We start from the raw sequence: 20,398 nt of genomic DNA, 5'->3' as shown, positions 1-20,398 counted from the left end.
CCTTATGGTTGGAATGCTCGCTCGAACGTGGCGGTGAGCTTGAAGACTCCACCGCCCATTGGTGTGGGAGCAGGATTTTTGCAGGTGAACAGCCCGAGCTCGCCGAGCGGCGTTGTCCAGAGAAACGCCTTTGCACCGGCGTGCCGGTCAAGGAACCCCATGATCTCCATCACCTTGGCCTTTCGACCGGAGCAGGTGATCGGATAGGAGTCCTCCTTGTTGTTCGGGCCGTCGCCAACGTTTTGCGCGTAGCCGCCGCCGAACTTAGAGGTGCGCACCCGATAGGTGATTTCGGGTGTCTCACCGCGCTCGGTTGGCCAGGTGAATTTCTCGATGGCCATCAGGCCCTCCCATTGGCATTTCGAAAGCTGGTGCCGCCCGCTCGCCAAGAATCAGCGACGGCTTTCTCGGCCACAGCCTGCATTTGCGATTGAAGGTTTTTCGAGAGCGCTTGCTGGTCGATCTGCATGCCTTCAGACCCACGGTCCTCAGTTACCACCGTGACCGGCGCGCTGATGCTGATCGTTGTCCCTGAACCGCCACCAGCAGCAAGAACGCCGAGCTTGCCGCTGGAAGTTCTGGTCAAAGGCATGATCGCCTCCGGCCCTGCCTCGCCCATTACACCCGCCCTACCGCCGGCCATCCCGAAAGCTGTCGGCGTGCTGACGATGTTGTTGGTGAAAGCGCCGCCGTTGGCAAACATCTGCACACCCGATGACCAGGCACCGCCGAGCGCCTGCGGGAAATAGCTGCCGGAGTACCCTGCCGAGGAAGCGCCGAGGTTCGACGATGTCGCACCGGCAGACCCAGCCGCCAAGCCATTGCCGCCCCCGCCGCCAGTAAAATAGCTGGTAGCCGCACCAACGAGACTGCTCAGCAGCGCCGAACTGGCCTGACGGGTCGCGATCCGCGCCATGTCCGCCAGAATCGACTTGGTGAAGTCAGCAAACGACAGCTTCCCGGTCATGGCGAAGTTGACGATTGCGTCCTCCATCGAGCTGAAGGCGTTGCCGAACAGGGCTTTCGTTTGGCCGGCGATGTTGCTCGCCGAGTCCAGATAATTGGCCCAGGCCGACGTTGCGCCCTTGGTCCAGTCCCCTTGAGCTTTCTCGACATCTGCGTAGTTTTGCCGGATCTGATCGGTTGCGGCTTTATTCGCGTCGGCGAGCGCTTGCGACTTGCGCGCGAACTCCTCCTCCGACATGTTGCGTGACGGGTCAGATCGCTGGTTTTCCAGTTCTAGCGATTGCTGCGCAAACCGATCTTGCTGGCTGTTCAGTTCTCCATTCAGTGCGTTCTGCCGATCACCCTGGCCAACGCCAACTACCGCCCGCTGTCCTGCCAGTTCCAATGCCCGTTGCTGCTGGCTCAATGCCTGAACGTAGGAGAATATCGCTCGCTCCTGCTTCGCCAGCCTTCCGGTTTCGCTGGTAGCGAGCACTTCGAGTTGGCTGTCAGCTTCCTTTTGGGCCTTGATCATGCCGGCGCGAGCATCGGCGATCTTCTGGTCCAGCTGGATGCTTTGCGCGGCAGAGGTGGTCTTTTTGGCTTTCGCGGCTTCCAGCGCGGAGATCTCCGCCTCATAAGCTGCGGTCACTTCGTCGCGCTCGTTGCCGATCAGCGCTTCGCGCTTCAGGGCATAGTCGGCTTGAGAAACGAGTCCAGCCTTCTGCGCAGCGTCCAGTTCCTTCTGAGCGTTTTTGTACTCAGCGCTGATAGCTGTCAAGTTGTTCTTGGCATTGTTGAAACCAGTCAGATCGACCTGTGTTCCGGTTGCTTTCGAATCCTTGAACAGGTCGTTGATGTTCGCCAGGTTCTTGTCGATCGCCGCCTGATTCAGGCGAGGATCGTTCGGGGCGACCTTGCGGATGTCTTCGAGCTGGCGCTTGTATTCCTTGATCGCCTCGGTGCGCTTCTGCTCGTTCGTCCATGCGGACTTGGTGAGAGCGTCGATCTTCGCCATCGACGAGACGGCATCGCCTTGGGCCTTCGCCTGCTCACCCTGCCACTTGGCGATATCGGCTTCTGCGGCCTGCTGGTCCTCCAGCATGTTGAGCCGATTTTGATAGAGGTCGATCATCTCCTGATTGTTCTGAAACAGGCCTACGTCGCCCGCCTGAGCGCCCGCCAAGTCACGGCGGGCTTGCTCGATATCAGCACCGATATCGCTGCGCCCGATATTCTTCAATCCATCGGCAGCGCGAGCGACTGCGTTGTATCCTTTTTCCCAAAAGCTCAGGTTCTCAAGGATCCGCGGCGTGCGCTCGTTGATTGCATCGGCAAATGATTCAGTAGCCAGTTTCACGGCGCCGGCATGGTCGCCCTGCTTTTCCAGTGCGGTGATTTGCGAGTAAACCGACGCAGTGAGATAGTGGTACTGCTCATTCAGCGCAGCAGATGCCTTGACCGGGTCGTCAGCGAGCTTGGCGAACTCCGCCACAGTCTCACTCACGGCTTTGCCGGTCGCTTCCTGCATCGACACCGCGGCTTGAGTGATGCCCGTGAAGCTTTCGCCAGCAATCTTTCCATTACCAGCCAGCAGCGCGAGAACCTCAGCGGCTTGCCCAGTTGTGCCGACAGTCGCGCTCACCTGACGCGCCATGTCACCGAGCTGTCCAGCACTCACACCGGCGTGATTGCCGGTGAGGATCAGCGATTTGTTGTAGCTGTCCTGCTCCTCGCTGCCCTTGTAAAAAGCGTATGCAAGTCCGCCCACCGCGGCAGTGGCCAGCGCCAGCGGGCCGAGAATCGCCAGCAGGCCCGCCGCGCCCTCACCCGCTCCGGCGCCCAACTGAGCAACAGCACGAACGCCGCTTCCCCAGTCCCCCGACGACAGCGCATTCCCCAGCTGCACGACGTTTTCCTGCGCTTGGCGCGATCCGAGGCGCAACTTTTCAAAGCCGGTGGAGGTTTTGTTGAGCTTGTCGTAGTCCTTGTCGATCTTACTCAGGGCGGTGTTGTACTCGTCCTGGCTGATCCGGCCGGCATCCAAGTGTTTGCCCAGTTGCTCGACCTGAGTATCCAGCTTCGCCAGTGCGGCACGGGCCGGGTCGATGGCGCCCAGAAGGCTGTTCAATGCCTTCTGCTCATCCATTGTCGACTTGGCCAGCGCCACCTGCTGCTTATCGAGCTGCGCAGAAATCTTGGCGGCCTCAGCCTCGCCATAGGCGCCGGTCTTGGTCAGCTTCGCCAATGCTTCCCGCTGTTTTGCGAGATCCTGCGTGGTCTTGGCGTTGGTAGAGAGCGATTTCTCCAGCGCCTGCATTTCGTTCATCAACGAAACGGCGGACTGCTCGGCGCGGCCGCCGGCCTTCGCCATTTCATCCAGGCTGGTTTTGGCCTGAATAGCGTCGGCCGAGTCGATCTTGACGCCGAGTTCTGCAATGTTCATCGACTCACCTTGAATAGATGCCCGCATTTACGGGCTGTTTTCCCTTTCCTCTGCCATGACGCGCAGGGCTTCGCCTTCCAGCACTTGAAGGTCAGGGAAGATTTCAGCGAGTTTCTTTTTCTTGATGCCGAGGAAAGCGGCCACGTCGCGGATGCTGCTGTAGTCGAGACCAATAGCGCCGCCGGCGCCGACACGCCACTGAGTGGACATCCTGTTGAACAGGAGGAAGGCTGGCCAAAGACATGGCCAAACTTCGAATTCCTCTTCAATGTCCTCGGCGTCCAACCCGAATGCGGCAAGTTGCTCCGCATTCGGAGGGGGCTCATACATGGCGCGGGCGGCGCGAATCAGTTTCCCGCGCGGGCCTTGGCGTAGGCCGCCTGGTAGGCATTTACCACGGCCTCGGTTGCACCGTGGCACGAGGTCACCAGCGCTTTGATACCCTCATCGTCGAACTTGTCGTCGAACTCCCAGCCAACTACCAGATCCTTGATCTGCTGCACTTGGTTTTCGGTGTCGACCGCAACGATTTGAGACATCGTAGGCTTGTCGCCGAACTGCTCAAGGCTCTGCTTTTGCCGCTGATTCCATCCATCGAATAGCGCGGCAAGTTCGATGCGGTCTCGATATTTGAAGGTGAAATCCACCTTCACCGGGTCTTGGCCAACTACCGGGACCATCACCACACCAGCGAAAGTTGGCGCTTGCGCAATCTTGAACTTCGCCATGATCAGGCCCCGCCGCCAGCAGCAACCGGCGCGCGATACGCGGTGATTTCAGCGTTGATGGTAAAGCCAAAGGAAACCGCCGCACCTTCGTTGCGCACCAGCGTCGGGGTTTTGTTGAAGGATGCATAACCGGCGTAATAGATCGTTTTGCCGTTGGGCAGCGACATACGCAAGATGCGCACTTCCTTCTCTCGATCGGCCTTATCCAGCTCTTCGTACCAAGCCAGGCTGTCATCGTCAGCCAGTTGGAAAGCGAAGGCCTGCGCATTTTTGGTGGTCGGGATCTGTTTGTCGCGGCGCGCTTCGAGTGGCGCGTAAGTCCAGTATTGCTGCTCACCGCCGGACATGGAGTTGCCGATCACCTGATTGACCGCTACCCAGCCGGTCACTTTCTTCGCGGTACCGCCGCTGATGCCATCGGGAAAGAAAGCCACGTTGGACGTGTCGATGCCTTCCAGAGTGAATGCGCCCGCCGCCGCGTTGGATACACGCACGGCGCGCTCGTTGATGTCCTCCCAGCCGGACGTGATCAGAAGGATATCGCCATTGGCAAAGCCATTTGCGGCGCTGGTTGCGACACCGGGGTTGGCGTTGCTGATTGCCGAAATGAGCTTGGCGGCGGCGAATCCGCTGGAGATTGAAAGCGTCGCCCCGTTGGGGAAGTAAACAGACATGGGTTTTCCTCTTTGCAGAAATGACAAAACCCGCGCAGAGGCGGGTTCAGGATTTGCCCAACGGGCGGGTTATGGCGTGGTGTCGGACCGATATGAGAACGACAGCGGGACGGTGTAGGTTGAATCGCCTGTGATGCCTGGGCCGACATCAACAGGCGTCATGGGCGTAACTACAAAACCGTTCTTCACGTCGCGCACATAAAGCGGAAATAACGCGATGAGCTCGGCAGCAATAGGGTTGGTTTTCGCTTTACCGGTGCCGGCCGGAGAAATGATGCTGACCTGGAACACGCCGGTATAAAGCCGGTGGTCTCCCCCGAGCGTGTTGCTGGCCGTGTCGCCCGGAATGGTGAACGCCCGCAGGTAAGTCTCGCCCGCTGCGGGCGTATACGCCATGTTCTCAAAAACGATCTTGAGCTTTTCCGACCTGGCAGCGTTCCAGGCGATCAGCTTTGCCTCGTAAATCGAGGCGATGATTGCATGACTCATACCTGGTTGTTCCTGATGGCCTCCAACACGATTTGCTGGAAGCGAGCCACGGTTACCCGAACCATTCCGCCGGGGGCCTGGGTCGAATGGCCGAACTCCAGCGGAATCGCATAGGGCAAGTTGTTAATGATGTAGGCCATCTGGCCGGCGGTGAAGTCGCTCATCGCCGCGACCAGCGCAGCAGTGGTTTCGGCGCCGCTTGGGTCCACCTCGTCAAAGGTGACGCTTTCGACCACGCTGAGAGAGATGTGCCAGTTCGCACGGAACCGGCCGCCGACGTAGCCCTCCGGTGCGACGATGTCCATGCCATCGTCGAGCTTCCGGCCTTTCTTGAGCCTGCCCCCCTTGGTCAGGTTGGCCGGGTCGCTGCGCAGCGCAGTGTTGTGTTCGTCGACAGCCTTGTTGTACTCGGTCGCCACTGCGTTCTGCGCCCAGATCTCCGGGTTGCCCACTGGAGACATGCGGATCAGGCTGCTGCCGACCTCGATGATGATCTCGCGCACACTGGCGTCGATGGCTTCGCCGGTCTGCGCCGCGAACTCGGCCAGGCTCAGGGCGAAGCTGCCGGATTGGCCGGCACCCGCGCGACTCACGACCGCACCTGCAACTCATAAAGGATCGGCGTGCCGGCGGGATTCACCTCTTTCAACGGCGGCACGATGGACCAGGTGCGCCCCTGAATGATCACTTTGTTCAGCAGGTCCGGCACCCACTCCAGCCCCTGCGCGGCGATCTTGAGCTTCTTGTCGCCCTGCTTGATGAGGCTGTTGTTCTGGAATTCCTGACCGGTGAAGTCGAGCAGGATGCCTTGGGCGGTCTGCTCCATGGTGGCGCCCGGTGAATCCCCACCTGTTTCAGGATCGTACTCGCCCGGCTCCGTCTTGCTGATGGTCACGGGTTGGCCGAACTCTGTGATCATCTCCAGAGCCATCACGGCCATTTCGTCATAGAAGGCCATGGTGGCTCCAGATGTAAAAAGCCCAGCTCGATGGCTGGGCTTATTGGGCGTTCAGTGTTTAATGTCCGTTTGCTGCTTTTACACGTTTCTGGAATTCTTCAAGAAGCTCATCCGCCCTAACCGCAGCTTGTTTTGGCGCATTTTCGTCATACTTTCCGTTTGCCAAGTATCCGGTCAATGCAGCTGAAGCGAACCCGATCCATGCCAGCTCTTGGTCTTTCAATACCTTACTCATTTGAAGCTCCATTTCTTTATGAGAGGCCATTTGACATCAGGCTCGCACTGCAAACAACCCTCTTTTCTGCAAATAGTCAGCAAATTGCGTTGCGCTCGGCCGATCCGGCGCTGCCGGCAACAGCCGGCCGCTGGTGTTCGGAATCGTCGCGTATTCGCGAGTTACCGCACCCTCGACACGCTCCAGCGTAACAGCGCCTTTGCGCTTCTCGATCGGGTCGACGTCGTCAGTGTGGATCTCGGCAGCCAGCGCCATCTGGCCGTACTGGATCCGCGCCGGCAGGTAGTTGTCTGGCTTGATTTCGTAATCCAGTTCGACGCCGCGGCGTGGCCAGGACAGCGCCTGTTCGCTGTTGGACTTTCGCCCTTTCCACGTCATGCCATCCATTGCCAGCGCGGACCGGCGCAGCAGCGCTTCCTGTGCTGGCACTTCTGCCGGGATGGTCACGCCGAACTTCATGGCGTACATAGCAAGATCCTCGGCGGATGCGTAGCTTTCGGCGTCAGGCTTGCCGGTACCGTCCTCGATGATGAGAGTCATGAATCAGCTCGCTGTGGTGTGCTGGATCGGGCGCCGCGTTGTCAGCGCCCGGATGGTTACGCCTGGTGTAGATCAGCAATTGCCTTTTCCAGCGATTCTACCGAAGCGTTCGCCCGATACGGCACTTTGGCAACGTCGAGCTGCGCTTTGAGACTTGCGATCTTCTCAGCATTGTCGACCGGCTCCGCTGCCGCCTTGAGGCGTACAACTTCGCCACGTAGCGATTCAACCTCGCCCGCCAAGTTGTCGCGTTCACCCGTGAGGGCTTCGAAACCTTCGTGAATGGCTTTCAGCGCACCGAACAAGCGGATCGGCAATTCGCCGGCGCTCGGGTGTTCCAGCTCGGTCAGGCCTTCTGCGGCTTCGATCAGCAGCACGATGCCGTCGCGCTCAGCGCGGAGCATGTCGTTGTCCTGCTCCAGGCTGGCGATGGTGTCGGCACGATCCAAATTAACCGACTCGCTGATGAATGATTTCAACACCGAGACCTCGATGCCCTGCGCCTCATAGGCGTCGACCACCTTCGGCCAGTCGCCAATCACGACCGCATGGGTCACACCCGCTTCAGGCCGATCAAAGTGCGCTGGATTGCGGTAACGCTTTTCTGGATCGAAGTCCGAGTTCTGAGTGGAGTAAACCAGTTCCATAAAAGTCTCCGTAGCGGCCATCGCTGGCCGCTGTCAGGGCCAGTATCAGCCGCCGGCTGGTGGCGTGGTTGTCAGGGTGATCAGCACACCAGCAGTCACCTTGTTGCTGTTGGAATGCTTGACCCAGTTCGCAGCCGAACCCACAGCGGCAAGCGTAGGGTTCGCGCCACCCGCGGTTTCCTTCCAGCTGTAGCCGAGAACATCGATGTTGACGGTGCCTTCGGCGCGGTAGCCGATGCCGAGGTTCTCTTCGTCGTTCACCGCATACGAACGGAAACCGGGCGCCTGAGACTCAGTGATCACCACGGCATTTGGCAACAGGCCGAAGATCACATCAGCCGGCGCGGTGTCGGTCACCAGCACCGGCTTGCCGAGAGTGCCGGGCAGGCCGCCGTAGATGACAACACCGGCCTCTTCATAAACCTTGTTCGCGATCGCCTCGTCGACGATGTCGAAGTAAGCGCTGGAGTGCATGACCCACAGCGCGATGCGACCGAATTTGTCGCCGAACTTACGCATGCCGCGGGTCAGGGTCTTTTTGCCATCCGTCTCAATGTTGGCCGAAACCACCATGTCAGCGTTGGAGCTGATCGAGGCGCGCAGTGCAGCAGTGGCGTATTGGATGAAACCTTCCAGAGTGGCGTCGGCAACGTCGGCACCAATGATCTGGGAGAACTCATCGACCGGACGACCGCGGCGTTTGAAGGCCTCTTCGGTGGTCTGGTACGGGCCGTACTTCCATGGTGCCTTGACGCCAACGGCCTCGCCGGCGCCGATCTTCTTCGCAGTCACTTTGCCGGTGGAGTTGACGTCGCGGTGCTCCAGCGAGCCGCCGATCTTGTAGAACGAGCGTTTGCGGAAGTCGCCTTCGATCAGCTCGTTGTCGAGAACGATCGCGCCATTGGACGATGCGTTGAATACATCGAGGTTGTCCTGGACACGCTCCAGGTATGCGGTTTGCGCCTCATCGTTGTAAATGATCAGGTCGCTGTTCACAGTCGTTGCCATGGGTGAATCCCCTTACTTGGGCAATTGCAGGTATGCGGTTTGGCCGTGCTTGCGCTGGTAGTCGCGCTTTTGCTCGGCAGTCATTTCGGAGCGCTTGAATGCAGCCTGGCCGCCACCCCCGCCCGGGGCTTGTGTTCCTGAAGCCCTTGGCCACAGGTGAGGCGCGCTTTCGCGCAGCGATTCCGCCCATTCGAGCGGGGTCAGAGGGGTCTTGCCGTCTTTGCCGAGGATGACCTGGCCGGATTCATCAACGGCGACCGCTTCACCCTCTTCGTTCAGCGAGAACACGCCTTTGGCGCGCAGGATGATGTCGTCGGTTGCTTCCGGCAGTGCGCCGGCTTTCAGCGCTGCACCGCGTACCGAGTCGCCCAGGACTTTGCCCTGGAACTTGGCGGCGAATGCTTCGGCCTTCTCGGCCCGCACGGTGAGCGCCTTCAACTGCTTATCGTTGTCGGCGCGCAAGCGCTCGGTGCGACGATTGAACACCTCGTCCACTTTGCCCTCAGTCAGCAGCTTGGTTTCCTCGTCTTGGCCGGCCCGGCTGAGCAAGCCTTTGACGGCGTCGATGTCGATACCCTCGAACTGAGTTTCGAACTGGGTCAGCTTGCCGGTGGTTTCCTTCAGCTTGCCCAGCAGCTCGGAATTTTTGGTTTTCAGACCAGAAACAGAGGTTTCAACGGCAGTCGCGATAGCGGCCTTGATTGCCGGATTGTCCAAGTCGATTTCGTTTTCTTCTGCCACGTTGATGCACCCCTTGGGTATGTGTTGCCTGCTTTGCAGGCGTAAAAAAACCCGCCTGAGCGGGTTACGTTGCGTTTCTGTCAATGAAGCCTTTCAATGCCGCTTTTTATTGAGGTGCTGAAATGCCATCTGCAGAGCCAAAAGACAAAACCGAGAGAGATTTGAAGAGCGCGTTCAAAATCGCGGCCTTTTCTTCGCTAATCACACTTGCTGGGGTACTGACGACGAGCGTCTCTACATGGGTTAGCAGCGCCCAAACGACGAGATCGAGCGAAAAGCTCAGTTGTATAAGTCGTCTCGACAAACGAGAGGAATACGCCAGGATTAAAAGTGACGCCTTCATGGCCTCGCTGGCTTCGCTCACAACCGGAAGTGCCTCGCCTGGCTTTTATGAAAAAAAACCTGCTTACGTAGAGGCGTTCTCCAGATCCGGATATTCATTAATGTTGCTGACCAAAACAGCGCTGGGTGAAAAATCCGGAGAACTATCCGATTGGTTGACTGTTAGGGTTTCAGACTACAAATCTTTCGAAAGACCTGTCTTCATAACCTCGGAATACGAGAGACTCGTAACAGAGTGGAAAGACGCGTATTACCAGTACATGGAAGACCTGGACTCCCAGAGAAAAGGATGCTGATCAAGCAATCATAATCCCGCACGCTCAAACGCCAGCGGCTCCAGCGCTTTCATCTGCACCAGTGTCAATGGCGCGAAGTTGCGATCGAGTTGGAGCTCTGCAAAGCGTTCGACGCTTAACCCGCCCTCGCGGAAGAGCTTCGCCCGTACCGGCCCGATTGCCACGTCCTGAAACGCCGCTGGCTGTTGCTGAAGCCAGTGGTAATAGTCGAGGCTCACGCTGACCTGCCCAGCTCCATCTGCGCCCACGGAAGCCCGGGTAGCGCCCTTGGCGAACATCTCACTGAGTTTGGTCAGCAGGACAAATGTGGTGCGGCAATTCGGGTGAAACGGTGGCCGCGGGCCAGAGTCGACTGGAAACCGTCGCTTATCCATCGATCGGCACTGCTGGCTGGTCTTGCTGTCCAGCGTGGCGACCATCTCAATCTCGGACACGACGTCCGTATTGGCCTTGGCAACCTCCATGCGCGCTTGAGAGGACACATGCTGAATCGCAGTGTGCACGACCGTGCTGGCATTGCGGTTGGTGGTGGCGAGAATGCCGTCCTTGTAGCCGGCCGACTTTGTTCCGCGAATGTTGCGTATGATCTGGAAGTTCGTTTGTCCTTCGAAGAAGCCCTGCCGGATGGTGCCGGTGACGCGCTCGCGCTCGGCACTGGTCCAGCCCTTGATGAACGACTTCAGCAGCTTGCCGCCGCCGGTACCACGCACACCGAGGGGATTGGTCAGCACCGCAGTGCGGATAGCTGCTGCCGTCGGTGCGACCACATCGAACGAGACTCCAACCGGCGCCGACCGGGCCAGACTCGACGCTTCAAACTCAGCCTCGTAATTCGCGATGTCGATCAGGTCGAGGTTCAATTGTGCGCTGTAGCGGTCGAAGATACCCAACAGCAAACTGTCGACCTCTTTCAGCAGCGCTTCCAGCCGCTTCACGTTGTATTCAGTCAAATCCGACTGGGTAAGCCGGTCGCGGATCGAACGGTCGATCTCCTTCAGGAACGGCGCAAATTTGCCGACCTCACCTGTCTTCAGCTTTTCTAGGAAGACCGCGTGCCGGATCGTGGCGTCAAGGATTGCTTGGTTTGCCGCCATCTATTTTGTCCTCATCGTCCAAGCCCAAGCCGTCGGCTTGCTCTGCCAGCTCACCATCGATTTGCTGGTCGGTGCGCTCCGGCGCAATCAGGCCCAACTTGCGAAGGTAAGTCCGAAGGTCCGCTTTGGCGAAGCCGCCGTTTTGCCAGAGCCCAACCAACGCGGTGATCATCTGAGGATCAGCCGTCAGTTCCACGAATTCCTGATTGATCTGGTAGGAAACCTTCGCGTCGTCGACGCCCATGTATGTGCAGCACCACATGATCGCCCGGGTGTAAGCCTCGCTGACGTTCGCCACGCAGCCGGCGAGCACTGAGGTCGATGCCGATTGATCACCGCGGGCTTCGGTCGCCGTTTTCGACGAGAGGGAAGCCACGACCATTCGTGCGCCCAGCTCGATCATCATCTGGTTCTTGTCAGCCATGGCCTCCTTCACCAGCGTGTTCGGCAGTGGCTGGGCGTAGCCGAACTCACCACCAGCCGGCAGCATCATGGGTGCGCGGGAGCCGACGTAGACGCCGTTCTTCTCCATCCAGTCGCGCCACTGCTCATCCAATCCGGAAATCCAAGGCTGGGCCTGGCCACACCAGAAGACGCTGTCTTCGTAGTCGGCACTGTTCCGGTAATGGCCCAGGTTGATCATGGCGATGTCGTAGAGCGGTGACTCGTCAATGCTCGGATCGTTGTTCTGCGCGCCGACGAAGGTGAACGGGATCTCCTTCAGGCGGCCGGCGGCGCCGGTGGGTTTGAACTCCCGAACAACGGCCAGCGGCCCGCCACCTTTTGGCCCGGATCGGCGCCAAACACGGCAGACAAAACCGTCATCCTCGAGAGCCAATTCGCGATACTGCTCGATCACCTTGAAGCCGAATCCATCTTCGATTTCCGGCGACTCGCGCAGCACCACCAGGATCAGCACGCTGTGACCGTTCACCATGCCCGTGCGCCAGTTGATGATGTCTTCGGCGCAGTACGACAGGATCACGGAGTGGCCACCGGTGCCGGCGTCCTGGTGATAGTCGACGTACAGACCATGCCGTCCAGCCTCAAGCACCTTTTCCAGCGTACCTTGCGAATGCTGATAGATGCTTACACCGGAGCCGTTGGCGTTGTCCTGCAAATACTCCAGTTTCTTTTTCACGACCAGCGTCGGATCTTTGTGAAACGCCAAACCGAGTAAGCCGTTTCGCGTGTGACCGGTAGCATTCTTGAACACCGCCCGCTCGCGATAAGCCTTGTTGCGATCAACGTTCTCCGGCGATTTATCGTGAGCATTGATGTAAGGCAGTCGGTCGACAACCCGGTGCTGGCCAGCGCAAACGTCGCGAACGGTGGACCAGCGATCCAGTGCTTCGATGTAATCCGCCCGCTTGTAGGAGACGTCGTTGCTCATCGGGCGTATCCCATTTTGATAGCGGTGACCGGTTTGATTATCGGGTACTCGCGGTGAATGAAGTAACCACCGCCGTCGTTGGCGTGGTCGTTGCCTTGGCTTTTGTCCGGCTCGCCGTTGGGCGCCCAGATCTGTTGCTCTAGGCCGTCGGCGTAGGTCGGACACGTAAACGGGTTGACCAAATAGCGGCGCTCGCCCTGCGCATTGCAGAACATGGCGTTCATGGCGTTGATCCGATCCTTCACAGGTGGGTTTGCCGCCGGCGCGATGACCGTGAAGCCTGCCTGTTTGAGCATGGCGATATCGGTGAGGCTGGCATTAACAGATTTGCGCGAATCGCCGGAGGCGTCCGGGTAGATCCGGATCTCGCAGGTCTTCTTGTAGTCGTTGCCGGTGTGTTCCCAGTACCGCTCTTTGATTCGACGAATCATGTCAGGCGTGTCGTAGCCATCCATCAATTCGTCCACGGCGCGCGGCAGGCCCTGGTCACGTTTGACGTGCGTAATCGCCGCCATCTTGCCGACGTTGAAGTCCATGCCGATGAACAGCGGCTCGCCGGGCTGCACAGTGTCGAAGCACTGGTTCAGCTTGCGGTCGTAGGCGTGGTAGATCGATCCGGACGTCAGGTTGACGAACTGGCCATTCAGGTACGCGCGGATCAACTGCTCGGGATACGACTCCATCAGCGAGGCGATGTAGTCGTCAGGCAGGTTCAGTTCGTTGTCGAAGGTGCTGGCCTGAATCAGTCCATACATTTCCTTCAGCGCCGGCTTGTCGCGCAGCTGCTTGACGAATTGGAGAAAGACGAACTTGAAGCCTTCCGGCGTCGTGGTCACGTCCACGCCGTTTTTAAGCCCGGGCAGGTTGTAACGCATCCGGGCAATGATCTTGCGCCAGGCTTGCTGAGCCTTGATCGACGTCAGCACGTCCAGCTCATCCACCAGGGCGTGACCGATCTTGAAGCCGACGATTGTTTGCGGCTTCTCCATCGACCGGCAAATCACAGTGCCGCGATACTGCCGGCCGCTGTAAATGTGAACCTCATGGTTCGCTTGGTTGATCTTGGTCTTCAGCCCCCAGTCGTAAGCCACCTCCTCCATCGTGGGATAGAAGATATCGCGGATCTGCGGGTAGGTCGGTGCGAAGTACCCAGCGTTGACGCCGGGCCACTCCATGAAATGCTTGCTGAGCGCTGAGCATCCGACCCAAGTCTTCCCGGAGCCGAAACCAGCAACGAAAGCGCGAAACTTGTGGGGCAACAAGAGGAATTGCGACTGCGGAACGTTAAGGCTCGGCATTCGGCCTCCTCGCGTCCACTACGTCGACCTGAATGCGCGTCGGGATTGCCGGCTCATCGTCTGACTCATCCTTCCGGTGGCGATTGACGTAAACGTCGCCGACTTCCTTCGCGGCCTGCTCAAGGATCTGCATTGCCAGGCCAATGTTCTTCAGCGACTCCGCCCGTTCGACAAACCGATTCATGGCGCGGAGTCGGAACGCTCGGTTGGCGATCGGGATCTCTGCGGTTTCTTCGCGGAAGCGCTTTCTGGCATCTTCAAACATCGTTACCCAGCGCTTGGCCAAGCCTTTCCCTGATGTCTTCGTGGGATCGTGTGTCTCCACCTGCTGGCGCGTCACCGATATCCCGTATTCCTTTTGGACGGCTTCAACAACCTGTGAAGGCGTGTCGAAGCACGCCAAGGCCTGAACGATAAAGGCCTTCACGTCGTTTTGAAGGGCTGCCATAGATTTTCATCCGTCCAGAGCCTGTCCAGAATCAGGCCGACTTGAGCAGACAGGTTCCGCAGGCCCTCGCAATGTTCAATTTCCCCACCTCAGCAGGACTGCTTGCAGCGTCCACCAGCTCTTGCACTTGAGGGCTCGCCCCATACCGACGCACCACACCGACGAACTCTTCAACGTCGTGTCCGCGCATCTCAAGCTTGGGCAATCCTTCCTGGGTGAACTTGGGTGCGCCGTACTGATCGGTCGCCTGAGCGATGTGGTACAGCTCATGCTCGACCAGTGCGCAGAAGTCAGCGTCGCTGCATTGAGCGCAGTAATCGGCAGCCAAGGTGATGATGTAGTCCGGCACGTCGCCGAACCAATCCAGCATCTGCTGTTCCATCCGGGCCTTCTGCCAACCACCTGCACGGAACGCTACCTGCTCCGCCTGGCCGACCACCGTCCGACCCTTCTTCGTGAAGGCAGCAGACGCCCACATGACTCTCACGTCCGCATCGATCAGATGGGCATGGTCTTCGTTGTGGATGCTGCCTGTGTCAGCGAGGATCTCGGCTTGTAGCCACTCCCACACCTCGGGCGCAGGGATCAGGCGAATACCGAGGCTGGCCATCTCAGACAGGTTGAGCAGCGACTCAGGCGGAGTCGGTCGAATCATTTCATATCCATCCGCCTACTCGGCTAAGATTAGCTGCACTCAACAAGGGAAATCCGCAAGTGAGCCATCGCATTGATGAAACAGCAGTATTGACGGCAGCTTCAGAGTGGGCGGAGCGAACCGGGAGGAACACTGAGACGGTGAGCTCAGCCGCTCAGGACGTCATGGCGAGGCTTAAGTCCAAGCTCACCGCTTCCGAATATCAAGGAGCGCTCAAGCAGCTTCATGGTCAATACAAGCGCGATAGTGTCTCTTGACCAGTGTTGCGACACAATTTGCACTCTCGCGAAACGTGTCGCGACCTACTTGCTCTGGCTGCGCTTGATCTGCGCGTCCACCTGATCTGCGCAGGTGTCGAGCAGGTTGATGGCTTGGTTCTTCAACTCCCAGAGCTGGCCGTTGTCGGCGAGCTCTTCATCAGCTACCCGCTCACATGGCACCAGCTCAGGGGGCTCGACTCTTACCGCCGCTGTCTTTGTTACCACCTCCGGCTTTCCCGCGCAGGCCGTCAGGCAGAGGCTGAGCAGCCCAGTCACGAACAGGCTTGCTGTTGCGCTTGAGTTCTTCAAAGTTCTTCTCCGCCTTTCTGGCTTTGGCCTGGCTGGCCTGTAACCGCTTGTTCAGGTCTCTCTGGTAATCGGCGTTGCGCTGGGCTTCGGCGCGCAGTGTGGTGATCGTGGCCTGGCTTTCGAGGTTGGCGTCAACCGCCTTCTTCTTCTCGCTCGCTTCGAATGCCACCTCCCCGCGAAGGGCGACGACGCGCGACTGCTGAATCCCAATGAGGAGTAGGCCGACCAAGGCGATAATGATTGCTGCAGCGAAGGTCTTCATGCGGCATCCGCCTTGCGACCCAGGAATCGGGTCACCAGCTCGCGTATGGCTGTCACGCCGAGGAAGCCGATCGTGCCACCGGCAGCGATCGATAGGCTTGAAGGCCAGGCCATCCACTCAATGACGCTGGACGCGACCAGACTCAGCGATCCGCAAATCAGAGCCTCGAAAATGATCCGGCGCACGCTGGTTTCTTTTCCGTCGTAGATGACGCGAAGCAAGCAAACGGTGATGGCCATGATGACGCCCGCCATTAGCGGATTGCTCAACGCCAGCCAGAGCTTGGCCCATGTGTCTGGCTTGTCAGGCATGTTTGGCATCCGGGTTGCCTCCCCCTTGGGGAGATTGATAAATCCGGCGTCCGCTGCACTCCCAGCTCGGGGCTATGGGTGTGGGGAGCCGAAAACGAAAAAGCCCCGGCAAATGCCGAGGCTTCATGGTGTAAAAAAGCAGCCCCGCGTCTGCGGGGCTGTTTCGGGAGGTTATACCTCGGATTAATCGGGGACGTTACCGTTTGCTACGCATCCCGCTAGGACGGCGACGATTGATACAAATGTTGCGTTAACGAATGTTGCTGCCAATGTTTTGATCATCTGTAACTCCTTGCACGCAAAATGAACTGTTGCGTTCAGCGATCCGATGAAGCTTGAAAGTGCGGTCAAAATAACCATCGTCAAAAAAAGGATCGCCATCAAGGAAGGCTGCGTAACGGGATTCGAACCATGTCCCCAGAAACTGGTTGGCCGGTAGTGAACCTGCTCATGGGCCAATCATACCAGTGTGCAGATGTCGGATTAAACATTGGTCATGAAAAAACCCGGCGCATGGCCGGGTTCTGAGATCCGTGTGCGTTTCGCGTTACTTGTGCACTATGGAAAAATTACCTCACAAACCCCAACATAGCAACACTTTTATGCCGCATCCTCAGAATTTTCATCAAATATAACCTGCCATACCGGCCGTAACGCCTGTACATCCACTTCGGAGATCGCTGTCCGCAGGAAATTCCACACATCCTTCCAATCGCGATCCCACACTTTCGGCTCGATACGAACACCGTAGAGCTTGAGCATTCCCTCGGCAACCCGTGCCGGCCCCCACTGCTCTCCGCCATGCGCCTCAATCTTGTAAGACTGCAGGGCCATGGTGATCATGCAATGAGCTTTCGCAGCCTTGGCGTCCGTCAGAGCGGAAAAATCGACATCATTCCAGATCAGCTTCTCCGCGTTGAGCACGTGAACCATCGTCATGCACGGATGGTAGAGATAGTGCCCGAGCTGCTGCACCTGAAATGGAAGCGTGTCGATGGCGCGCAGCACTTTACCGATCGTAGCCAGGTGTGCAGCGCGGGCAGTCGAGCGACCAACCGGCGTACGGCGCGTCTCGCTGATGCTGATCCGCTGACGAACGATTTCAATACGCTCCTCTTTGTCATCGCCCAGCGCGGCGAATACAGCCTCATGCCGGCGCATCCGGGCGCCCTTCTTCACCGGTGCCGATGCCCCGCGCTCGATGCCCAGAGCGCTGATCGACGCGTTCGATTCGTGCTGCGCTTCAGTCCAGACCTGTCTTGCGTTGATCAGCTTCATGCGGCTTCCCCTTTCTTCAGCTCTCTTGTCTTGGCTCGGAATTCGGCCTTGATGGTTTTGATTTCTTCGACGGTGTACTTGCGGGGCTCATGAGGCCCTTCGAGCCATGCCACGGTTTCGGCGCCGATGCGCTGCACCAACCGGATGCGGTACTCGACCGCGTTCCCCGACAGGTTGCGGTTGCACTTCACACACTGGCGGTGGATGTTCAGCGGTTCGAATCGCAGCTCCGGGCAGGCGCCGACAGATCGGTAGTGCCCGGCGTCCCAGCGGCTGCCGGTCATCAGGTCGTTGTCGTTCGGCATCGAGTCGCAGCTGATGCAAGGCAGGTGTGCGTCACGCAGGCGGACGTACTCGTTCACGGCTGCCTGGGCTTCGCGCAGGTGATCCGCCCTGCTCTTCAGCTTCTCCTTGCGCACCTGGATCTCGCGGCGATCGCGCTGGGCGATGGCCTTGCGGGCTTTCTCCATGTGACGCGGTGCATCGATGGCCGCGCAGGCTGGGCTGCAAACCGCCTGCCCCATCCGCGACGGGACGAATGAGGCCCTGCAGGTATCGACGCGACATTTCTTCGGCTTCGGCTGCTTCCTTGCGATCGTCATGCAGCCTCCTGGCTCAACAGATCATCGAAGTACACGCCCTGCTGAGAGAAGCGCGCGACGATGCGGTCGGTATAGGCCACGCCCTGTGCGCGGTTGAACAGACTGGTTACCGGGAATCCGTCCGGGCCGAAGAGTTTGCAGCCGCCCATCATGGCCAGCTTCGTCTCATACGGGAGGTGGCGCATGACGCGGTACCACTCAGCCTGAAACCCGGCATCCTCGTTCAGCAGGATCTGCACGCCGACGTGCAACTTGCAGTAGCGGCGAGCGTCGGCCTCATCGCCGATCTGGGTCATCTCGGCGATGCGTTTGTACATCGCGAACCAGAGACGGTTTTGATCAAGCGTGCGGTCTTTACCCGGGCGCAGCGACACCACGACGAACTTCTTGTCGCGGTACATGGCGCTAAGCTTCGTGATGGCCTCGGAGAGCTTGGCCTGACAGTTCACGGAGATTTTGTCAGCCATGGGTGGCCACCTTGTTCGGCAATCCGTTGATCAACTCGCCGAGTTGCCGTGTCAGTCGCTCGTTCTCGGCCAACAGCTCAAGCGCCACCTCCTCCACGGTCTTCTCCCCGAGGTATTCCTGCAGCGCCTCGGTGTTGCGCTTCCAGTCAGCGCAGTCGGCACGGTAGGACGCAGCTTCGGCCCACAGCAGCTTCTGGAGTTTTTGTTTGTCGATGGTCATTGAGCCGCGCTCCTTGCTTCCAATTGTTCTGCCTGCTGAATGAGCAGCGCCCGGCGATCCGCCAGCTCATTAGCTGCCAGAATTCGCAGTTCTGTTTTTTCCTCGGCCGATGCCTGGCGCATGGCGAGCATCGAATTTTTCACCGCGGCGAGCTTCTCGCGCAGCTTTGGAGAAGGCCGCGCAATCTCACCGGTGAGCAGCGCAACAACCGCACGACCGTCTTCAGTGACCGGCGCGACACTCAAGTCGGCCAGGTACTGCTGAGCTCGCTCTTGCGGGATCCGCTGCATCTGCACAGCCTTGGTGATCGCCTGCGTGCGGCGGTTGGCGTCGAAGCCGACGGACACATGCCAATTGACATGCTTGTTGTCCTCCCGCGCCTGGCCGACCAAACGCTCGTAGGCGCTATTGAACGCCATGCGCGCACCGACCTTGTCGCCGGCATCAAGGACAGGTTTCGCCGCTGCGAGTGCGAGCTGGATCTCGTCGGTCAGCACCACGGTTTCGAATTCATCGTTGGTGGTCATCGCGATCGCCCAGGCCTCGTCCTTGCCTGGGCGGCCGTCAGCAACCTGAACGCGCTGAAGAATGTCGGCCATTGCCAATTTGCCCTTCACCTCAAAGCGGCAGGCCTTCAGAGCGGCTTTCACAACCGGTACCGGGTAGGCGCAGAGGTCTTCGGCCATGATCGCCGCGGTGCCAGGGTTCATTTCCTGACCCATGGCCTCGGCGGTGGCGCAGATTGCGGCAGCGAGCCCGGCAACTTGCTGGTCGTTCATTTCAAAGGTATTCATTGCGCTCTCCCGCTTGGCGCTTGGCCAAGACCATTTGCGCGGCTTGCTCGGCAGCGGATACGTTCGCCTCGGTGCGTTCCATCTGGCGCGCGGTTGTTCCGTTGATGCGCTGACCCGTCACCCACTGGGTGTGATAGCTCTCGGCGTTGGCCAGCAGTTCGTTGAGGCTGTGGCACTTGCGCAGAACGGCGGCATCGCTGGTTTTCAGAAAGTGAGCTGCGACGTGATGAGCGACATCGGCGCCGAGGCGGTCGACCAGTTGACCGAGCTGTCCACCGACTTTGGCGTTCCACACCGGCCAGGTGCTGTAGCGCTTGCGGTAGGCCATGGCGTAGTTCGCCCAGACCTTGAAGGTTTTGCAGGACTGATCTTTTGGGCCCGGCATGTCAGCGGGAATCTCAACTCGTGGCGCATCGGTGCGATCGACCACGAGAACCAGATTGCGGGCCGGCTTGTCCGGGCTGCCTTGCAAGTCCTGACTGGTATCCTGATTGGTACCCTGATGATTGGTATCCTGATTTGTCGGAGATTTTTCCGACCCTTGCTCGGATTTTTCTCCGACCTTGCTCGGATTTTTTTCCGAGGCAGATCGGATTTTTTTCCGACCTTCGTTCTTTGGTGGGGTCGGATATTTTTCCGACCCGTCCAGCTTCTGGTTCCACTCAATCGCCTTCTCGGTCAAGCGAAACAGCGTGATGTTCGAAGTGCTGGAAAGCTCAATCAGACCGGCCTCTTCTAGGGCCTTCAGCATGCGATAAGCAGTGTCCGGCTTGTCGGTGAGCAGCGGCAGCTCCTCGATGATCTTGGCCTTGCTCAGCGCGAAGAAGATCCCGTCATCAGTCTTGATTGGCTTCGTCCAGCTTGGACAGCCGTAGACGAAGGCGAACAGCAGGGCCTGCTGAGAATTCAGGCCCCACTCCAACGCCTTCACCTGATTGATCGTGACGGTAAATTGCAT

28 protein-coding genes are annotated in these 20,398 nt (G+C 58.8%); 1 reads left to right on the top strand and 27 read right to left on the bottom strand.

The genetic code is table 11. The annotated features are described in order from the left end of the window. Positions 1-2 precede the first annotated feature (2 nt). The 13 genes from BLU52_RS10630 to BLU52_RS10575 form a co-directional block, all read right to left on the bottom strand. Positions 3-341, bottom strand: coding sequence for a phage tail protein (locus BLU52_RS10630; RefSeq protein WP_090283140.1), 339 nt, complete (start codon positions 339-341; stop codon positions 3-5). Continuing rightward, a complete protein-coding gene (locus BLU52_RS10625) occupies positions 341-3,391 on the bottom strand; it encodes a phage tail tape measure protein (RefSeq protein WP_090283139.1) in 3,051 nt (1,016 codons plus the stop codon). Before BLU52_RS10625 ends, BLU52_RS10630 begins: the two co-directional genes overlap by 1 nt. Positions 3,392-3,418: 27 nt before the next feature. Further along, on the bottom strand, positions 3,419-3,721 hold the full coding sequence (locus BLU52_RS10620; protein ID WP_090283138.1) for a DUF1799 domain-containing protein: 303 nt from the start codon (positions 3,719-3,721) through the stop codon (positions 3,419-3,421). 17 nt (positions 3,722-3,738) lie between these two features. Beyond that, positions 3,739-4,119, bottom strand: a complete 381-nt coding sequence (locus BLU52_RS10615; RefSeq protein WP_090283137.1) for a phage tail assembly chaperone — start codon at positions 4,117-4,119, stop codon at positions 3,739-3,741. Positions 4,120-4,121: 2 nt separating this feature from the next. Beyond that, the gene (locus tag BLU52_RS10610; protein WP_056785418.1) at positions 4,122-4,793 is read right to left on the bottom strand and encodes a phage tail protein; all 672 of its coding nucleotides are present in this window, start codon (positions 4,791-4,793) and stop codon (positions 4,122-4,124) included. 69 nt (positions 4,794-4,862) lie between these two features. Beyond that, complete coding sequence (locus tag BLU52_RS10605; protein ID WP_090283136.1) at positions 4,863-5,282, bottom strand: phage tail terminator-like protein; 420 nt, start codon at positions 5,280-5,282, stop codon at positions 4,863-4,865. Beyond that, entirely contained in the window at positions 5,279-5,875 is a 597-nt protein-coding gene (locus BLU52_RS10600) for a hypothetical protein (RefSeq protein ID WP_090283135.1), read from the bottom strand. Before BLU52_RS10600 ends, BLU52_RS10605 begins: the two co-directional genes overlap by 4 nt. Continuing rightward, on the bottom strand, positions 5,872-6,240 hold the full coding sequence (locus BLU52_RS10595; protein WP_090283134.1) for a hypothetical protein: 369 nt from the start codon (positions 6,238-6,240) through the stop codon (positions 5,872-5,874). Before BLU52_RS10595 ends, BLU52_RS10600 begins: the two co-directional genes overlap by 4 nt. A gap of 58 nt (positions 6,241-6,298) precedes the next feature. Further along, entirely contained in the window at positions 6,299-6,475 is a 177-nt protein-coding gene (locus tag BLU52_RS26665) for a hypothetical protein (protein ID WP_157720690.1), read from the bottom strand. Positions 6,476-6,511: 36 nt separating this feature from the next. Further along, positions 6,512-7,015, bottom strand: coding sequence for a DnaT-like ssDNA-binding protein (locus BLU52_RS10590; RefSeq protein ID WP_090283133.1), 504 nt, complete (start codon positions 7,013-7,015; stop codon positions 6,512-6,514). 56 nt (positions 7,016-7,071) lie between these two features. Next, positions 7,072-7,662 (bottom strand): hypothetical protein, encoded by a 591-nt coding sequence (locus BLU52_RS10585; RefSeq protein ID WP_090283132.1) that lies wholly within the window; start codon positions 7,660-7,662, stop codon positions 7,072-7,074. A 45-nt stretch (positions 7,663-7,707) separates the two neighbouring features. Then, positions 7,708-8,670: a major capsid protein gene (locus BLU52_RS10580; RefSeq protein ID WP_008076958.1), complete on the bottom strand. Its 963-nt coding sequence runs from the start codon at positions 8,668-8,670 to the stop codon at positions 7,708-7,710. A gap of 12 nt (positions 8,671-8,682) precedes the next feature. Further along, positions 8,683-9,411 carry a hypothetical protein gene (locus BLU52_RS10575; RefSeq protein WP_090283131.1) on the bottom strand — a complete coding sequence of 243 codons (729 nt, stop codon included), beginning with the start codon at positions 9,409-9,411 and terminating at the stop codon, positions 8,683-8,685. A 122-nt stretch (positions 9,412-9,533) separates the two neighbouring features. Here BLU52_RS10575 and BLU52_RS10570 point away from each other — a divergent pair, with 122 nt between their 5' ends. Beyond that, the gene (locus BLU52_RS10570; RefSeq protein WP_090283130.1) at positions 9,534-10,049 is read left to right on the top strand and encodes a hypothetical protein; all 516 of its coding nucleotides are present in this window, start codon (positions 9,534-9,536) and stop codon (positions 10,047-10,049) included. 8 nt (positions 10,050-10,057) lie between these two features. On the opposite strand, the gene BLU52_RS10565 is transcribed toward BLU52_RS10570, so the two are convergent. From BLU52_RS10565 to BLU52_RS10500, 14 genes are all read right to left on the bottom strand, one after another. Then, positions 10,058-11,143, bottom strand: coding sequence for a minor capsid protein (locus BLU52_RS10565; RefSeq protein ID WP_090283129.1), 1,086 nt, complete (start codon positions 11,141-11,143; stop codon positions 10,058-10,060). Continuing rightward, positions 11,118-12,536, bottom strand: coding sequence for a DUF4055 domain-containing protein (locus BLU52_RS10560; RefSeq protein WP_090283128.1), 1,419 nt, complete (start codon positions 12,534-12,536; stop codon positions 11,118-11,120). Before BLU52_RS10560 ends, BLU52_RS10565 begins: the two co-directional genes overlap by 26 nt. Further along, positions 12,533-13,834: a terminase large subunit domain-containing protein gene (locus BLU52_RS10555; RefSeq protein ID WP_090283127.1), complete on the bottom strand. Its 1,302-nt coding sequence runs from the start codon at positions 13,832-13,834 to the stop codon at positions 12,533-12,535. The genes BLU52_RS10560 and BLU52_RS10555 overlap by 4 nt, the downstream gene beginning before the upstream one ends. Further along, a complete protein-coding gene (locus tag BLU52_RS10550) occupies positions 13,821-14,282 on the bottom strand; it encodes a DUF2280 domain-containing protein (RefSeq protein ID WP_090283126.1) in 462 nt (153 codons plus the stop codon). Before BLU52_RS10550 ends, BLU52_RS10555 begins: the two co-directional genes overlap by 14 nt. Positions 14,283-14,313: 31 nt before the next feature. Beyond that, positions 14,314-14,937 (bottom strand): putative metallopeptidase, encoded by a 624-nt coding sequence (locus tag BLU52_RS10545; RefSeq protein WP_090283125.1) that lies wholly within the window; start codon positions 14,935-14,937, stop codon positions 14,314-14,316. A 302-nt stretch (positions 14,938-15,239) separates the two neighbouring features. After that, the gene (locus BLU52_RS10540) at positions 15,240-15,422 is read right to left on the bottom strand and encodes a hypothetical protein (protein WP_231988022.1); all 183 of its coding nucleotides are present in this window, start codon (positions 15,420-15,422) and stop codon (positions 15,240-15,242) included. Then, the gene (locus BLU52_RS10535; RefSeq protein ID WP_090283124.1) at positions 15,382-15,768 is read right to left on the bottom strand and encodes a hypothetical protein; all 387 of its coding nucleotides are present in this window, start codon (positions 15,766-15,768) and stop codon (positions 15,382-15,384) included. The genes BLU52_RS10540 and BLU52_RS10535 overlap by 41 nt, the downstream gene beginning before the upstream one ends. Further along, positions 15,765-16,088 carry a phage holin, lambda family gene (locus BLU52_RS10530; protein WP_038861473.1) on the bottom strand — a complete coding sequence of 108 codons (324 nt, stop codon included), beginning with the start codon at positions 16,086-16,088 and terminating at the stop codon, positions 15,765-15,767. Before BLU52_RS10530 ends, BLU52_RS10535 begins: the two co-directional genes overlap by 4 nt. A 591-nt stretch (positions 16,089-16,679) precedes the next feature. Continuing rightward, on the bottom strand, positions 16,680-17,357 hold the full coding sequence (locus BLU52_RS10525) for a hypothetical protein (RefSeq protein ID WP_090283123.1): 678 nt from the start codon (positions 17,355-17,357) through the stop codon (positions 16,680-16,682). Beyond that, positions 17,354-17,959, bottom strand: coding sequence for a recombination protein NinG (locus BLU52_RS10520; protein ID WP_090283122.1), 606 nt, complete (start codon positions 17,957-17,959; stop codon positions 17,354-17,356). Before BLU52_RS10520 ends, BLU52_RS10525 begins: the two co-directional genes overlap by 4 nt. Then, positions 17,956-18,426: a hypothetical protein gene (locus BLU52_RS10515; RefSeq protein WP_090283121.1), complete on the bottom strand. Its 471-nt coding sequence runs from the start codon at positions 18,424-18,426 to the stop codon at positions 17,956-17,958. The genes BLU52_RS10520 and BLU52_RS10515 overlap by 4 nt, the downstream gene beginning before the upstream one ends. Then, on the bottom strand, positions 18,419-18,646 hold the full coding sequence (locus BLU52_RS10510) for a hypothetical protein (protein WP_090283120.1): 228 nt from the start codon (positions 18,644-18,646) through the stop codon (positions 18,419-18,421). The genes BLU52_RS10515 and BLU52_RS10510 overlap by 8 nt, the downstream gene beginning before the upstream one ends. Beyond that, a complete protein-coding gene (locus BLU52_RS10505; RefSeq protein WP_090283119.1) occupies positions 18,643-19,440 on the bottom strand; it encodes a hypothetical protein in 798 nt (265 codons plus the stop codon). Before BLU52_RS10505 ends, BLU52_RS10510 begins: the two co-directional genes overlap by 4 nt. Further along, positions 19,427-20,398 carry an SIR2 family protein gene (locus tag BLU52_RS10500; protein WP_090283118.1) on the bottom strand — a complete coding sequence of 324 codons (972 nt, stop codon included), beginning with the start codon at positions 20,396-20,398 and terminating at the stop codon, positions 19,427-19,429. The genes BLU52_RS10505 and BLU52_RS10500 overlap by 14 nt, the downstream gene beginning before the upstream one ends.

The sequence above is a fragment of the Pseudomonas granadensis genome (assembly GCF_900105485.1).
GTDB lineage: Bacteria > Pseudomonadota > Gammaproteobacteria > Pseudomonadales > Pseudomonadaceae > Aquipseudomonas > Aquipseudomonas granadensis.
The sequence above is the reverse complement of the archived record's forward strand: the minus strand, read 5'-3'. Positions and strand labels throughout refer to the sequence as shown.

Coding starts and splice junctions, on each gene's coding strand:
- BLU52_RS10590 (WP_090283133.1), bottom strand. CDS start 7,015: ATGACTCTCATCATCGAGGACGGTACCGGCAAGCCTGACGCCGAAAGC.
- BLU52_RS10520 (WP_090283122.1), bottom strand. CDS start 17,959: ATGACGATCGCAAGGAAGCAGCCGAAGCCGAAGAAATGTCGCGTCGAT.
- BLU52_RS10560 (WP_090283128.1), bottom strand. CDS start 12,536: ATGAGCAACGACGTCTCCTACAAGCGGGCGGATTACATCGAAGCACTG.
- BLU52_RS10610 (WP_056785418.1), bottom strand. CDS start 4,793: ATGTCTGTTTACTTCCCCAACGGGGCGACGCTTTCAATCTCCAGCGGA.
- BLU52_RS10580 (WP_008076958.1), bottom strand. CDS start 8,670: ATGGCAACGACTGTGAACAGCGACCTGATCATTTACAACGATGAGGCG.
- BLU52_RS10545 (WP_090283125.1), bottom strand. CDS start 14,937: ATGATTCGACCGACTCCGCCTGAGTCGCTGCTCAACCTGTCTGAGATG.
- BLU52_RS10555 (WP_090283127.1), bottom strand. CDS start 13,834: ATGCCGAGCCTTAACGTTCCGCAGTCGCAATTCCTCTTGTTGCCCCAC.
- BLU52_RS10565 (WP_090283129.1), bottom strand. CDS start 11,143: ATGGCGGCAAACCAAGCAATCCTTGACGCCACGATCCGGCACGCGGTC.
- BLU52_RS10525 (WP_090283123.1), bottom strand. CDS start 17,357: ATGAAGCTGATCAACGCAAGACAGGTCTGGACTGAAGCGCAGCACGAA.
- BLU52_RS26665 (WP_157720690.1), bottom strand. CDS start 6,475: ATGAGTAAGGTATTGAAAGACCAAGAGCTGGCATGGATCGGGTTCGCT.
- BLU52_RS10585 (WP_090283132.1), bottom strand. CDS start 7,662: ATGGAACTGGTTTACTCCACTCAGAACTCGGACTTCGATCCAGAAAAG.
- BLU52_RS10550 (WP_090283126.1), bottom strand. CDS start 14,282: ATGGCAGCCCTTCAAAACGACGTGAAGGCCTTTATCGTTCAGGCCTTG.
- BLU52_RS10535 (WP_090283124.1), bottom strand. CDS start 15,768: ATGAAGACCTTCGCTGCAGCAATCATTATCGCCTTGGTCGGCCTACTC.
- BLU52_RS10515 (WP_090283121.1), bottom strand. CDS start 18,426: ATGGCTGACAAAATCTCCGTGAACTGTCAGGCCAAGCTCTCCGAGGCC.
- BLU52_RS10620 (WP_090283138.1), bottom strand. CDS start 3,721: ATGTATGAGCCCCCTCCGAATGCGGAGCAACTTGCCGCATTCGGGTTG.
- BLU52_RS10625 (WP_090283139.1), bottom strand. CDS start 3,391: ATGAACATTGCAGAACTCGGCGTCAAGATCGACTCGGCCGACGCTATT.
- BLU52_RS10500 (WP_090283118.1), bottom strand. CDS start 20,398: ATGCAATTTACCGTCACGATCAATCAGGTGAAGGCGTTGGAGTGGGGC.
- BLU52_RS10615 (WP_090283137.1), bottom strand. CDS start 4,119: ATGGCGAAGTTCAAGATTGCGCAAGCGCCAACTTTCGCTGGTGTGGTG.
- BLU52_RS10605 (WP_090283136.1), bottom strand. CDS start 5,282: ATGAGTCATGCAATCATCGCCTCGATTTACGAGGCAAAGCTGATCGCC.
- BLU52_RS10530 (WP_038861473.1), bottom strand. CDS start 16,088: ATGCCAAACATGCCTGACAAGCCAGACACATGGGCCAAGCTCTGGCTG.
- BLU52_RS10570 (WP_090283130.1), top strand. CDS start 9,534: ATGCCATCTGCAGAGCCAAAAGACAAAACCGAGAGAGATTTGAAGAGC.
- BLU52_RS10595 (WP_090283134.1), bottom strand. CDS start 6,240: ATGGCCTTCTATGACGAAATGGCCGTGATGGCTCTGGAGATGATCACA.
- BLU52_RS10505 (WP_090283119.1), bottom strand. CDS start 19,440: ATGAATACCTTTGAAATGAACGACCAGCAAGTTGCCGGGCTCGCTGCC.
- BLU52_RS10630 (WP_090283140.1), bottom strand. CDS start 341: ATGGCCATCGAGAAATTCACCTGGCCAACCGAGCGCGGTGAGACACCC.
- BLU52_RS10510 (WP_090283120.1), bottom strand. CDS start 18,646: ATGACCATCGACAAACAAAAACTCCAGAAGCTGCTGTGGGCCGAAGCT.